The 12,853-nt window shown below is 74.8% G+C and carries 13 protein-coding genes; 8 read left to right on the top strand and 5 right to left on the bottom strand.

Annotation, left to right across the window (positions count from 1 at the left end):
* Positions 1-63: 63 nt before the first annotated feature.
* Positions 64-2,169: a S9 family peptidase gene (locus tag AAEM63_RS18470; RefSeq protein ID WP_341359663.1), complete on the top strand. Its 2,106-nt coding sequence runs from the start codon at positions 64-66 to the stop codon at positions 2,167-2,169.
* 82 nt (positions 2,170-2,251) lie between these two features.
* Complete coding sequence (locus AAEM63_RS18475) at positions 2,252-3,712, top strand: GuaB1 family IMP dehydrogenase-related protein (protein WP_341359664.1); 1,461 nt, start codon at positions 2,252-2,254, stop codon at positions 3,710-3,712.
* A gap of 4 nt (positions 3,713-3,716) precedes the next feature.
* On the opposite strand, the gene AAEM63_RS18480 is transcribed toward AAEM63_RS18475, so the two are convergent.
* The gene (locus AAEM63_RS18480; protein ID WP_341359665.1) at positions 3,717-4,733 is read right to left on the bottom strand and encodes a YihY/virulence factor BrkB family protein; all 1,017 of its coding nucleotides are present in this window, start codon (positions 4,731-4,733) and stop codon (positions 3,717-3,719) included.
* Between the two features lie 116 nt (positions 4,734-4,849).
* On the opposite strand from AAEM63_RS18480, the gene AAEM63_RS18485 reads away from it, so the two are divergent.
* Positions 4,850-5,896 (top strand): EamA family transporter, encoded by a 1,047-nt coding sequence (locus AAEM63_RS18485; protein ID WP_341359666.1) that lies wholly within the window; start codon positions 4,850-4,852, stop codon positions 5,894-5,896.
* 9 nt (positions 5,897-5,905) lie between these two features.
* Positions 5,906-6,826 carry an LLM class flavin-dependent oxidoreductase gene (locus AAEM63_RS18490; RefSeq protein ID WP_341359667.1) on the top strand — a complete coding sequence of 307 codons (921 nt, stop codon included), beginning with the start codon at positions 5,906-5,908 and terminating at the stop codon, positions 6,824-6,826.
* A gap of 23 nt (positions 6,827-6,849) precedes the next feature.
* Here the strand turns inward: AAEM63_RS18490 and AAEM63_RS18495 are convergent, their stop codons facing one another.
* The gene (locus AAEM63_RS18495) at positions 6,850-7,509 is read right to left on the bottom strand and encodes a vitamin K epoxide reductase family protein (RefSeq protein WP_341359668.1); all 660 of its coding nucleotides are present in this window, start codon (positions 7,507-7,509) and stop codon (positions 6,850-6,852) included.
* A 210-nt stretch (positions 7,510-7,719) separates the two neighbouring features.
* Here AAEM63_RS18495 and AAEM63_RS18500 point away from each other — a divergent pair, with 210 nt between their 5' ends.
* Together AAEM63_RS18500 and AAEM63_RS18505 are read left to right on the top strand one after the other, a co-directional pair.
* Complete coding sequence (locus AAEM63_RS18500; RefSeq protein WP_341359669.1) at positions 7,720-9,045, top strand: MFS transporter; 1,326 nt, start codon at positions 7,720-7,722, stop codon at positions 9,043-9,045.
* Positions 9,038-9,697 carry a metalloregulator ArsR/SmtB family transcription factor gene (locus AAEM63_RS18505; RefSeq protein ID WP_341359670.1) on the top strand — a complete coding sequence of 220 codons (660 nt, stop codon included), beginning with the start codon at positions 9,038-9,040 and terminating at the stop codon, positions 9,695-9,697. Before AAEM63_RS18500 ends, AAEM63_RS18505 begins: the two co-directional genes overlap by 8 nt.
* Positions 9,698-9,704: 7 nt before the next feature.
* Here AAEM63_RS18505 and AAEM63_RS18510 read toward each other — a convergent pair whose 3' ends face one another.
* Both AAEM63_RS18510 and AAEM63_RS18515 read right to left on the bottom strand, forming a co-directional pair.
* Positions 9,705-9,965: a hypothetical protein gene (locus AAEM63_RS18510; RefSeq protein WP_341359671.1), complete on the bottom strand. Its 261-nt coding sequence runs from the start codon at positions 9,963-9,965 to the stop codon at positions 9,705-9,707.
* A gap of 124 nt (positions 9,966-10,089) precedes the next feature.
* A complete protein-coding gene (locus tag AAEM63_RS18515; protein WP_341359672.1) occupies positions 10,090-10,578 on the bottom strand; it encodes a hypothetical protein in 489 nt (162 codons plus the stop codon).
* Positions 10,579-10,686: 108 nt separating this feature from the next.
* Between AAEM63_RS18515 and AAEM63_RS18520 the strand changes: the two genes are divergently transcribed.
* Together AAEM63_RS18520 and AAEM63_RS18525 are read left to right on the top strand one after the other, a co-directional pair.
* Entirely contained in the window at positions 10,687-11,406 is a 720-nt protein-coding gene (locus tag AAEM63_RS18520; RefSeq protein WP_123915749.1) for an AIM24 family protein, read from the top strand.
* A 94-nt stretch (positions 11,407-11,500) separates the two neighbouring features.
* Positions 11,501-11,689, top strand: a complete 189-nt coding sequence (locus tag AAEM63_RS18525) for a hypothetical protein (protein WP_341359673.1) — start codon at positions 11,501-11,503, stop codon at positions 11,687-11,689.
* A gap of 17 nt (positions 11,690-11,706) precedes the next feature.
* Here the strand turns inward: AAEM63_RS18525 and AAEM63_RS18530 are convergent, their stop codons facing one another.
* On the bottom strand, positions 11,707-12,849 hold the full coding sequence (locus AAEM63_RS18530; protein WP_341359674.1) for a hypothetical protein: 1,143 nt from the start codon (positions 12,847-12,849) through the stop codon (positions 11,707-11,709).
* Between the last annotated feature and the right edge of the window lie 4 nt (positions 12,850-12,853).

Below are 12,853 nucleotides of genomic sequence, written 5' to 3' on the forward strand. Positions count from 1 at the left end.
CGGTGCGGTTCCGTCCCATTGTGCGGTCGCGCCCAGGGGGCCGCGAGTGGTGGGATACCCGGCATGAGCGACTCCGCCGGCACCGACGCGACCCCGTTCGCCGACCTCGACCACTACCTCGCCCTGCCCCGGCTGGGCGGTCTGGCCCTCTCGGCGGACGGCGAGCGCCTCGTCGTCGGCGTCCAGACGCTCGACAAGGACGCCACCGCCTGGGTGGGGTCGCTGTGGGACATCGACCCGACCGGCGCCCGGGCGGCCCGCCGTCTCACGCGCGGCGCCAAGGGCGAGTCGTCCCCCGCCTTCACCCCCGACGGCGACCTGCTCTTCGTCGCCCGCCGGGGCGAGGACGACGACGCCGTTGCCGAGCTCCACCTCCTGCCCGCCGGCGGCGGCGAGCCGCGGGTCGTCGCCACCCACCCCGGCGGGGTCGAGTCCGTCGCGACGCCGCGCACGGGGCACGCGGTGCTCGTCCAGGGCTCCGCGCTGCCCCGCTCCACGGACCTCGCCGACGAGAAGGAGCGGCGCAAGGCCCGCAAGGAGAAGAAGGTCTCGGCCATCCTGCACGCCGACTACCCGGTGCGGTACTGGGACCACGACCTCGGGCCGGCCGCGCCGAGGCTCTACGCCGCCGAGCCGGCCGGCACCTCCCCCGAGCCCGCCGGACCGGCCAAGCACCGCGCGGGCCCCCCGGCCGCCGCCGACCCGCTGGACGAGCCCGCCCTGGAGCTGCGCGACCTCACCCCCGACGCCGGGGTCACCCTCGTCGAGACCCGTCACGTCCTCGCGCCGAACGGCACGTTCGTCGTCACCGAGGTGACCGAGCCCGAGGGCGGCGCCTCCCGCCGCCAGAGCGTCGTCCGCATCGACGTCGCCACCGGCGAGCGGACCACCCTGCTCGCCGCCGACGAGGACGAGGAGTTCGCCGTCGGGGCGGTCAGCGACGACGGCACCCGCCTCGCCTACGTCCGCGAGCGCCGCTCCACCCCCGCCTCGGCGCCGCGGCCGTGGCTGGCCGTGCTCGACCTCGTCACCGGCGAGACGCGCGACCTCACCCACGGCTGGGACCGCTGGCCCGGCGAGACCTGCTGGCTGCCGGACGGCTCGGGCCTGCTCGTGGTCGCCGACGACGACGGCCGGGCCCCGGTCTTCCACGTCGACGCCACCACGGGCGCCGTCACCCGGCTCACCGACGAGGGGACGTTCTCCGCCGTCACCGTCGCGCCGGACGGCCTTTCCGCGTACGCCCTGCGCTCGTCCTACGCGCACCCGCCGGAGGTGGTCCGGATCGACCTCGCCGGGAGCGTCGCGACGGTCACCGCGCTGCGCGGGCCGGTGGACCGCCCGGCCCTGCCCGGTACGCTCCGCGACGTCGAGACCCGCGCGGCGGACGGCACCCGGGTGCGCTCGTGGCTCGCGCTGCCGGACGGCGCCGGACCGGAGAACCCGGCCCCGCTGCTGCTCTGGATCCACGGCGGCCCGCTCGGGTCGTGGAACTCGTGGTCGTGGCGGTGGAACCCCTGGCTGATGGTGGCGCGGGGCTACGCCGTCCTCCTGCCCGACCCCGCACTGTCCACCGGGTACGGCCAGGACTTCGTCGAGCGCGGGTGGGGCCGGTGGGGCGACACCCCGTACACCGACCTCATGGCCGCCACCGACGCGGCCGAGGCCCTGCCGGAGGTCGACGACGCCAGGACCGCCGCGATGGGCGGCTCGTTCGGCGGGTACATGGCGAACTGGGTGGCCGGCCACACCGACCGGTTCCGGGCCGTGGTCACCCACGCGAGCCTGTGGGACCTCGACGCGTTCTCCGGCACGACCGACGCCTCCTTCTACTGGGAGCGGGAGATGACCGCGGAGATGCGCCGGGAGCACTCGCCCTCGACGTACGTCGCCGACATCACCACCCCGGTGCTCGTCATCCACGGCGACAAGGACTACCGGGTGCCGATCGGCGAGGGCCTGCGCCTGTGGTACGACCTCCTGCACGCCTCCGGGCTCCCGCAGGCACCGGACGGCACCACCGCGCACCGCTTCCTCTACTTCCCCGACGAGAACCACTGGATCCTCACGCCCCAGCACGCCCGGCTCTGGTACGAGGTGGTCCTGGGCTTCCTCGCCCAGCACGTCCTCGGCGAGGAGGCGCCGGAGCTGCCACAGCTGCTCGGGTGAGGCCGGCGGGCCGGTCCCGCGCCGGCCGACCACCGCACGGACTGCCCTGCCCCCGCGGGGCCGTCCGGCGGACAATGGCTCCGTGCGCTTCCTGCCGGGGCAGACCCCCACCACGGACCTGACCTACGCCGACGTCTTCCTCGTGCCGTCCCGCTCCGAGGTGGGCTCACGGTTCGACGTCGACCTCGCCCCGCAGGACGGGACCGGCACGACCGTCCCGCTCGTCGTGGCCAACATGACGGCGGTGGCGGGCCGGCGCATGTCCGAGACCGTCGCGCGGCGCGGCGGGATCACGATCCTGCCGCAGGACGTGCCCGCCGACGTCGTCGCCAAGGTCGTGGCCTCGGTCAAGACCCGGCACCCGGTGGTCGAGACCCCGGTGACCGTCGGCCCGCACGACACCGTCCACACCGCCCTGTCGCTCATCGGCAAGCGGGCGCACGCGGCCGTCGTGGTCGTCGACGACGACGGCCGGCCCGTCGGCATCGTCTCGGAGACGGACTGGGAGGACGTCGACCGGTTCACCCAGGTCCACCAGGTGATGTCCGCCGACCCGCGGGTCCTGGACGTCTCGGTGCTCGACGGCCGCGGCGACGCCGGTCTCGCGGCGGCGTTCGACGAGCTCGCCGGGGCCCGGCTCAAGCTCGCGCCGGTCACGCGCGACGGGCGCCTCGTGGGCGTCCTCACCCGGCGGGGCGCGCTGCGATCGAGCATCTACGCCCCCGCCCTCGACGGTGCCGGGCGTCTGCGGGTGGGTGCCGCCGTCGGCATCAACGGCGACGTGGCCGGCAAGGCCCACGCACTCCTCGAGGCCGGGGTCGACGTCCTCGTCGTCGACACCGCCCACGGCCACCAGGAGCGGATGTTCCGAGCCCTGGAGGCGGTGCGCTCGGTCTCCCCCGGCGTCCCGGTGGTGGCCGGCAACGTCGTCACGGGCCAGGGTGTGCGCGACCTCGTCGCCGCGGGGGCGGACATCGTCAAGGTGGGGGTGGGCCCGGGCGCCATGTGCACCACCCGGATGATGACGGCCGTGGGCCGGCCGCAGCTCTCGGCGGTCCTGGAGTGCTCCGACGCCGCCCGTGAGCTCGGCGCCCACGTGTGGGCCGACGGCGGGGTGCGGCACCCGCGCGACGTCGCGCTGGCCCTCGCGGCGGGAGCGTCACAGGTGATGATCGGCTCCTGGTTCGCCGGGACCTACGAGTCCCCGGGCGACCTGCACACCGACGAGTCCGGACGGATGTACAAGGAGAGCTTCGGCATGGCGTCGGCCCGGGCGGTCGCCGCCCGGACGGCGGGGCACGGGGCGCCGTTCGAGCGGGCCCGCAAGGCCCTGTTCGAGGAGGGCATCTCCTCCTCCCGGATGTACCTGGACCCCCAGCGCCCCGGGGTGGAGGACCTGTTCGACGAGATCACGGCCGGGCTGCGCAGCTCGATGACCTACGCCGGCGCGAGGTCCCTGGCGGAGTTCGCCGACCGCGCCGTCGTGGGCATCCAGTCCGCCGCCGGCTACGAGGAGGGCCGCCCGCTGCCGGCGGGGTGGTGAGTCCTCAGATCTCCTCGTCGTGCCAGCCGTGCGAGCGGCGCAGGCTCCTGGCTCGGTCCTCGTCGGCGAGGCGCCTGGCCTCGCTGCGCTCGCTCGCCCGGGTGTCGCGCACCTCGACCACGACGCTCCGCTCGGCCCGGAGCCCCGAGACGAGCTGGCGCGCCCGCTGGACCTCGGCGTCGACCTCGGCGCCGAGCAGCAGCGCCATGTTGATGATCCACAGCCACAGGAAGAACGCGACGACGCCCGCGAGCGCCGAGCCGTACGTCAGGTCCAGACGCCCGAAGGTCGAGAGGTAGAGCCGGAACAGCAGCGAGGCCACCCCGGCCAGGGCCAGGGCGAGGACCGACCCGTGCGAGACGAGCCGGAACCGGGGGTGGCGCACGTTCGGGGTGGCGAAGTAGAGCACCGCGACCACGCCCGCGGTCGCCAGGAGCAGCACGGGCCACCGGGCCACCTGCCACAGCGTGACGGTGGCCCCGCGCAGCCCGAGGACCCGGCCCACCGCTTCGGCGACCGGGCCGGAGACGACGAGCATGAGCGTCACCAGGCCGGAGAACGCCACCAGCACCACGGTGGTGAGCAGGTGCCACGCCTGCAGCCGCCACAGCGGCCGGCCCTCGGTGACCCCGTAGACGACGTTCATCGCCCGGCCGAACGCGCCGACGTAGCCCGCCGCCATCCACAGACCGGTGGCGAGGCCCAGGACGAAGGTGAACCCGGCGGAGGGCTGCCGCAGCACCGCGAGGACCGGGGCGCTGAGGGCCTCGACCCCCTCGGCGTCGGGCGCCACCTGGACGAGGATCTCCAGCACGGCAGCGGTGCTCTCCTCGCCCTGGCCCACCAGCGCGAGGACCGAGACGAGGGCGACGGCGATCGGCGGGACGGAGAGCACCGCGAAGAACGTCATCGCGGCGGAGCGGTCCCAGCCGTCGTCGGCGAAGAACTCGCGCAGCGCCTTGCCCACCATGAACCGCTTCGACGGTCGGCGGCCGGGCGTCCTGGCGACCTGCTGCGTCATCGGCGTCCTCCCTGGGCCCAGGCAAGCACTGTCCCGCCCCGCGCGCACGGCAGGCGGCCCGGCGCCCGTGGCGCCGGGCTGCCCGCCCGCCCGGCCCGGTGGCACACTTCGACAGCATGGGGCCAGGGAACGGGCGGTCGCGGGGCACCGGCGCGGCGACGGGCGTGTGGCTCGCGCTGGTCTCGGCCGCGGCGTTCGGCACGTCCGGGTCGCTGGCGAAGTCGCTGCTGGAGGCCGGCTGGTCACCGGCCGCCGCCGTCACGGCGCGGATCGGCGTCGCCGCCCTCGTCCTCACCCCGGCGGCCCTGGTCTCCCTCCGCGGCCGGTGGCACCTCCTGCGCGGCAACGCCCGGCTCGTGACCACCTACGGGCTCGTGGCCGTGGCGGGGTGCCAGCTTATGTACTTCAACGCCGTCGCCACCCTGTCGGTGGGGGTGGCGCTGCTCCTGGAGTACCTCGGCCCCGTCCTCGTCGTCGTGTGGCTCTGGCTGCGGCACGGTCGGCGGCCGCGGCGGTGGACGCTGGCCGGGATCGCGCTGGCGGTGGCCGGCCTGGTGCTCGTCCTGGACGTGGCTGCCGGTGTCCGGGTCGACCTCGGCGGGGCGCTGTGGGCGCTCGGGGCCGCCGTCGGGCTCGCGGCCTTCTTCGTGCTCTCGGCGGACGACTCGACGGGCCTGCCGCCCCTGGTGATGGCCACGGGAGGGCTGGTGGTCGCGACCCTCACCCTCGTGGTGGCGGGACTCGTGGGGGCGGTGCCGGTCGAGTACTCCACGGCGGACGTGGTCCTGGCACACCGGGAGGTCCCCTGGTTCGTGCCGGTCGCGCTCCTGTCGGTGGTGGCGGCTGCCCTCGCGTACGCCGCCGGCATCGGGGCGGCCCGCCGGCTCGGGTCGAAGGTCGCCTCGTTCGTCGGGCTGACCGAGGTGGTCTTCGCGGTGCTCATCGCCTGGCTGGTCCTGGGTGAGCTCCCGGTCCCGGTCCAGCTCGCCGGCGGTGTGCTCATCGTGGCGGGGGTGCTGGCGGTCCGCTACGACGAGGCGGCACCCGCCCTCGCGTCGAGCGCGAAGCGTTCCCACGAGCGGGCGGCGCCGTCCCCGGCGGGCCCGACCCCGCCCTCGGGAGCGGCGGGCGGGCACGACCCGGTCCCGACCGCCCGCGGCTGAGGAGGTCTCGTGGTCACGGTCTCGGTGCAGGGCGGTCCGCGTGACGCCGCCTCCTGGCTCTCGCTCGCCCGCCGGGCGGAGGAGGCGGGCTTCGACGCGCTCCTCGCCGCCGACCATCCCGGAGCGACGGCCTCACCCTTCGTCGTGCTCGCCGCGGCCGCCGCGGTGACCTCACGGCTGCGCGTGGGACCGTACGTGGCCAACGCCGGCGTTCGCGACCCGATGCTCCTCGCGGCGGACGCCGCGACGCTCGACGTCGTCTCCTCCGGGCGCTCGCTCCTCGGGCTCGGGGCGGGGCACACCCCGGCGGAGTGGCTGGCGGTGGGGCGCGAGCGTCCCGGCGTGGCGGCACGCGTGCGCCGGTGCATCGCCGTCGCGGAGGCGGTGCAGACCCTGCTGGCCGGCGGGACGGTCGACGTCGACGGCCCCGACGTCCGGCTGCGTGGGGTCCTCGAGCGGCCCCGGCCGGTCGCCGACCCGGTGCCGCTCACCGTCGGGACGGCCAACTCGACCCTCCTGCGCTGGGCCGGCGCGCACGCCGACGTCGTGGGCCTGTCGGGGCTCGGCCGCACCCGTGCCGACGGGTACAGCCACGATGTCCGGTGGACCACCGCCGTCCTGGACGACCAGGTGGCGGCCGTCGCCGACGGGGCCGCCGAGCGGACTCGTCCGCCGGAGCTCGAGGCCCTCGTGCAGGTCGTCCAGGTCACGGACGACGTCGAGGCCGGCCTCGCACCGTTGGGTGCCGAGCTCGGGCTCACGACGGAGCAGCTCCTGGCGGTGCCGTTCGTCCTCGCCGGGACCGAGGAGGAGATCGTCGCCGCCGTCGCGGCGCACCGGCACCGCTGGGGCATCACGCGATACGTCGTCCGTCAGGACGTCCTGGAGGACGTCGCTGCCCTGCTGCCGCGACTGGCCGCCCTCGGCTGAGCATGGGCGCGTCGTCGGAGGTGTCAGCCGAAGAAGACGTGCTGGTACTTCAGGACGATCGCCGCGGCGAGGAACGTGAACCAGGCGGCGACGAGGGCGTAGTCGAGCCCGATCCGGATCCACGAGGTGAGTCGCTCGTGGAGCCGGGGTGACAGCCGGAAGCTGTTCTCGCGGATGTTGTAGCGCAGCAGGCTCGTGAAGACCGTCGTCGTCGAGGCGGTCACGACCAGGCACCAGGGGCACAGGGCGTCGATGACGAAGTAGGACTGGACGAAGAGCCAGTACGCGAAGACCAGGCCGATGAGGTAGACGACCTGCGCCGCCACCATGAACCAGCGGGGGAAGCGGACCCGGGCCAGGCCGGCCACGGCGATGGTGATGACCACGGGTTCGGTGATGAGGCCGAGGAAGGCGTTGGGGAAGCCGAGCAGGCTGGCCTGCCAGGCCTGGGCCACCTTGCCGCAGGAGATCGCCTCGTTGATGTTGCAGCCGAGGACGACGTCGGGGTTCGCGGCCAGCCGGACCGCGTCGACCGAGAGGACGAACGACGCGACGAGGCTGAGGAGCGACGAGGCCAGCATCGCGGCGAACGTCCAGCGGTGGTCGTAGCGCGCCGGGGCGTCCTCCTCGAGCAGGAGGTCGTCGCGGGTGGCGCGGGGTCCGGGAGCAGGGTGGCCGGTCACACCGGGATCATAAGTTGCCCGCGGGACGGGTGGTCGGGACTGCGACGTAGGACCGCACCCGGCGACGACGTAGGACCGCACCCGGCGACGACGTGGGACTCGCCGGCGACGACGCCAGGCCCCCGGCTACGGCGTGGGTCCCGCAGGTCTTCCATTATTATGTGGAACAGTTGAGGACTGCAGCGGTCCTCCACGACCCCGGAGGATCGCTTGGGCCCCCTCACCCGCGCCGGCCGGCCGCCCGTCGCCGGCACCACGCTGGGTCTGCGCGCCAACGCGGCGCAGTTCGCCCTGCTCGTCGCCGTGAACGCCCTCGTCGGCGGCATGCTCGGTCAGGAGCGCACCGTGCTGCCGCTCCTGGCCGAGGCCGAGTTCGGCCTGCAGGCCTACACCGCCACCCTCACCTACATCCTGGCCTTCGGGCTGGCCAAGGCCGCGACGAACTACCTCGCCGGCACCCTGTCCGACCGGTACGGCCGCAAGCCGGTCCTCGTGGCCGGGTGGCTGGTCGCGGTCCCGGTCCCGCTGCTCCTCATCGGTGCACCGACGTGGACGTGGATCGTCGTGGCGAACGTCCTGCTCGGGATCAGCCAGGGCCTGACCTGGTCCACCACCGTGATCATGAAGATCGATCTGGTCGGCCCGTCGAGGCGGGGCACCGCGATGGGGCTGAACGAGGCCGCCGGGTACGTGGCCGTCGCCGCCACCGCGCTGGCCACCGGCTACCTCGCCGAGACGGCCGGGCTGCGGCCCGCCCCCTTCCTCCTGGGGGTGGCCTTCGCGGCCCTGGGCCTGGGCCTGTCCACCCTGGCGGTGCGCGAGACGCGCGGCCACGCCCACCTCGAGGCGGCGGGCCACGCCCCGGCCGCCCGTCGCGGTGAGCCTGGGCACGACGAGCGCCCCGGCCGCGAGAGCCCTCGCGGCGGTGACCACCGCGATCTCACCGACGGCGAGGTCTTCGCCCGCACCTCCTTCCGTGAGCCCGCCCTGTCCGCCGCCAGCCAGGCCGGCCTCGTGAACAACCTCAACGACGGCCTGGCCTGGGGTCTCTTCCCGGTCCTCTTCGCGGGCGCCGGGCTCTCCGTGAGCCAGATCGGCGTCCTCGCGGCGCTCTACCCGGCCGTCTGGGGTCTCGGGCAGCTCGTGACGGGCGCCTGGTCCGACCGGCGCGGCCGCAAGCCGTTCGTCGTCGGCGGCATGGTCGTCCAGGCGGTGGCCCTGGCGCTGGTCGCCCTCGGCACCAGCTTCGCCGAATGGGCGGTGGGGGCGGTTCTCCTCGGAGCGGGGACGGCCATGGTCTACCCGACCCTCCTGGCCGCGGTCGGTGACGTCGCGCACCCGGCGTGGCGGGCACGCGCCGTCGGGGTCTACCGCCTCTGGCGCGACCTGGGTTTCGCCGTCGGGGCGCTGCTCGCCGGAGTGGTGGCCGACCTCCTGGGGGTGCGCGCAGCTGTCTGGGTGGTCGCCGCGCTCACCGCGGTGTCCGGCATCATCGTCGCCATGCGGATGTACGAGACGCACGGCACCGATGGCTGACCGCGACGCGAAGACCGCGCTGCTCGAGGAGTTCGCCGCGGTGGGCAAGGCCCTGGGCAGTCCCGCCCGCCTGGAGCTCCTCGACCTCCTCACCCAGGGACCGCGAACGGTCGAGGACCTCGCCCGGGCCGCGGGCCTGGGACTGTCCACCTGCTCGGCCCACCTCCAGCGCCTCCACGGCGCCGGCCTGGTGACCACACGGCGCGACGGCACCCGGATCTGGTACTCCCTCGCCGGCGACGACGTCGCCGTCCTGCTCGCCGGCCTGCGCCGCGTCGCACGACGACGCCGGCCGGGGACGGAGAGCGCGCGGCGACGGTACGTGGGCGGGGACGTCGGCGTCGTCGAGGTGGCCGACCTCCTGCGCACGGACCGCGACCCGGGCGTCGTCGTCCTCGACGTCCGGCCGGCCGCCGAGTTCGCCGCCGGCCACCTTCCCGGCGCCGTGCACATCCCCCTCGAGGAGCTCGCGGAGCGGCTCGACGAGCTGCCCGCCGACCGTGAGGTCGTCGCCTACTGCCGCGGCGACTACTGCGCGCTCGCCCACGAGGCCGTCCGTGTGCTCGCCGCCCACGGCCGGAGTGCGCGACGCGTCAGCGACGGTGTCCTGGAGTGGCGGGCGGCCGGTGTCCCGCTGGTCCCCGCGCCCTGACCTCCGGTCAGAGGCAGTCGTGGTCGCAGGCGCCGCAGCACTCGCAGAAGCCGTCGAGCACGCTCGCCGGTCCGCCGGCGAACGAGCACCACACCCGGGGGCAGTCGGCGTAGGCGTCGACCTCGGCCCCTTCACGGACGGCGCCGTCCGGCCCGGCAGGGTCGCCGAGGTCCCTGCCGGCGTGGGCACCGACCTCGGCGGACTCGGGGACCAAGAGCTCCGGCGCGAGCCCGACGTCGTCGATCTCCAGCACGGTCATGACGGCCATGTCCCGCTCCCTACCTCGTGGTTCCCCGACCGTCCCACGAGGCACTGACATCGGCCCCGCACGACGAGCGGTCACCCCCACGATCACACCGGGGCAACGGCGATCGGCGGAGCCACGCCGGAGGTCAGGCGGTGCCGCCGTCCTTCATCCACGACGGTGGGGGCGGCGGCGCTGCCGGCGGCTGCGGTGCCTGCGGAGGTGGCGCGGCGGGGCCGCCACCGGGCCCGTAGCCTGCCGGACCACCGCTCGCGGGTCCGCCACCCGCCGGAGCTCCACCCACCGGAGCTCCGCCTGCGGGAGGCGGCGGCGTCGCCGGTCCGTGACCGGCTCCGGGCGGCACCATCCCAGGGGCCGGTGGCGGCGCCGTGTGGAGGGCGTACGAGCGGATCGTGCCCCGCGCGTCCATCTCGCGCAGGACAGCCATGATGCGCTCGCGGTCGCCCGAGGGTGCGGGACGTCCGCTCCACTCGAGGTACGCGAGGACGCCCAGGTCGCGGAAGTACCTCTCCGCGTCACCCGATCCGGGTCCGGCCATGCCCGCGCCGCTCAGGGCGGTGTCCGCCTTGGCGGCGAGGTCGTTGGCCGCAGCCTTGGCCTTGTCGAGGAAACCCATCGTCGACCTCCATCGTCACGCTGACGGTCGAAAGCCTACGCAGCGGTCGCGGCCGTCGTTAGAGTTCCAGCGAACCGGTCGAACCGGCCGACCCACGAGGGAGGCACCATGCCCATCCACGGTCCACTGTTCACGGAGCACCGCGAGAACTCCTCGCAGGACCCGTTCTCGCTGCAGAACAAGAAGCTCCTGAAGATCCAGATGGGTTTCGGCCCGGTGTGGGCCAGGAGCGGGTCGATGGTGGCCTACCAGGGGGACGTGCGCTTCGAGAACAAGGGCTCGGGCGGTCTGGGCAAGATGTTCAAGTCCGCCGTCACCGGCGAGGGCGTGGCCATGATGCAGTGCACCGGCCAGGGCGAGCTCTTCGTGGCCGACCGTGCCGCCGAGGTGCAGGTGATGTACCTCGAGAACGACATGATCTCCGTCAACGGCAGCAACGTCCTGGCGTTCTCGGCCTCGATCGACTGGGACATCCAGCGCATCCAGGCGCGCGGGGCCGCGATGACCGGCGGGCTGTACAACGTCACCCTGCGCGGGACGGGGTACGTCGCCGTGACCACCAAGGGTGAGCCCGTCGCCCTCGACGTCGCGAGCGCGCCGACGTTCGCCGACGCCCAGGCGGTGGTGCTGTGGACCGCGGGTGTCAGCATGGACATCCGCGTCGACACCGGCGGGCTGCGGTCGATGGTCCGCGGCGGGACCGGGGAGACGTTCCAGATGGCGTTCGGCGGGCAGGGCTACGTCGTCGTCCAGCCGAGCGAGTCCGTGACGCAGGGCGGCCACGAGAACAAGGGCGGGAGCGGGCTGGGCGACATCTTCGGCGGCTGACGGCCTCCCCCTCTTCCGGGTGCGTGCCGACGAGCGCCTGGCTACGGTCGGGTGAGGGCGGCGAGGCCCGCCGGCCCAGGAGGAGGCGATCGACATGGCCGACACCACGAGTGCCGGAGGCACGGACCCGGCCGCCGAGATGGACACGGGTCCGGTCCAGACCGAGGCGCAACGGGCCGAGGCGGCACAGGCGGCCGCGTCGGGCGCACCCGACGCCGTCCCCGGCCAGGCGCCGCAGGACGACCCCGACGCCGAGGGCGAGGAGCGTTTCGACGCCGGGTGACCCGGCAGCGGCAACCCTCAGGAGAAGAGGAAGATCCGCCCGTCACCTGCGCCCATGAGGGCCTCGAGGGCCAGCAGCGTCCCGGCCGCACCGGAGCGCAGGCCGGCACCGGTCCGACGGACGTCGACCTTCCCACCGAGCAGTCCCAGGCGCCCGAGGTGCGGCCCCATGACGGCGCGGCGCTGGACGGGGGTGTCCCAGGGGGTGCGGCGCAGGTGCCACAGCGCCATCGCCACGCCCGCGGCGCCGCCGTCGAGCCCGGCCTCCTCGGGGCTGTAGCACTCGGCAGCCGTGGCGATCCACTCCGCGGCGTCACCCAGCCAACGGTCGTCCAGGTGGGCCATCGCCTCACGGATGACCATCGCCAGCCCGGCGCTGCCCTGACCGAGGGTGGGCTGCTGCCACCACAGCGGCGCCGCGCCGTCCCCGCTCAGGGGCGCCCAGCCGAGCTTGCCGAGGTCCTGCAGGAGGGCGGCCTCGGCCGGGCCGAGGAGCGACTCGTCCTCGGTGATCTCGTACAGGTGGATGAGGAAGAGGGCCGCACCGGCCCCGCCCTCGAGGAGCCCGCTGCCGTGCTCGCACGCACCGAGCCGCACGATGAGCTCGCCGGCGATCTGGGTCAGCCGCGCCATGAGGGCGTCCTCGTCGCCGATCGGGGCGCGCTCGAGGAGCGCCAGACCCAGACCGGCGAGCCCGCTGCTCACGGAGACGTCGAGACGGCCCAGCGGCGCCTCGTCCACCCGCCGCCACAGCCGGGCGGCGTCGTCGTGGCGGCCGAGACGGTCCAGCGCCAGGGCGGCTCCGCTCGCGCCGTCGAACAGGCCCGGCCCGGTGAGCTCGTCCGCCCGGGCGACCAGCCAGTCGACCAGCCGCTCGGGGACGTCGACGCCGATCTCGGCGAGCGCCCACAGGACCCCGGCCGCACCGGTTCCGAGCGAGGCGCCGTCGGTTCCGGGGAAGAGCCGGTCAGCCCAGGCGGGGGTGGCCGAGCGCAGGATCTCGCGCACCAGGGTGGAGCGGACCTGGCGGTGGGCGAGAGCCCCGCGGTCACGCAGGTGCAGGACGTCGGCCGGTGCGCCGGGGGCGAGCAGGTCCACAGCGTCGCGCGCCGGGCCGACGACGGCGGTGTGCGGTCGCACCCACTGGGTCGTAGCGCTCATGACG

The organism is Georgenia sp. M64 (genome assembly GCF_038049925.1).
Classification (GTDB): Bacteria; Actinomycetota; Actinomycetes; order Actinomycetales; family Actinomycetaceae; genus Georgenia.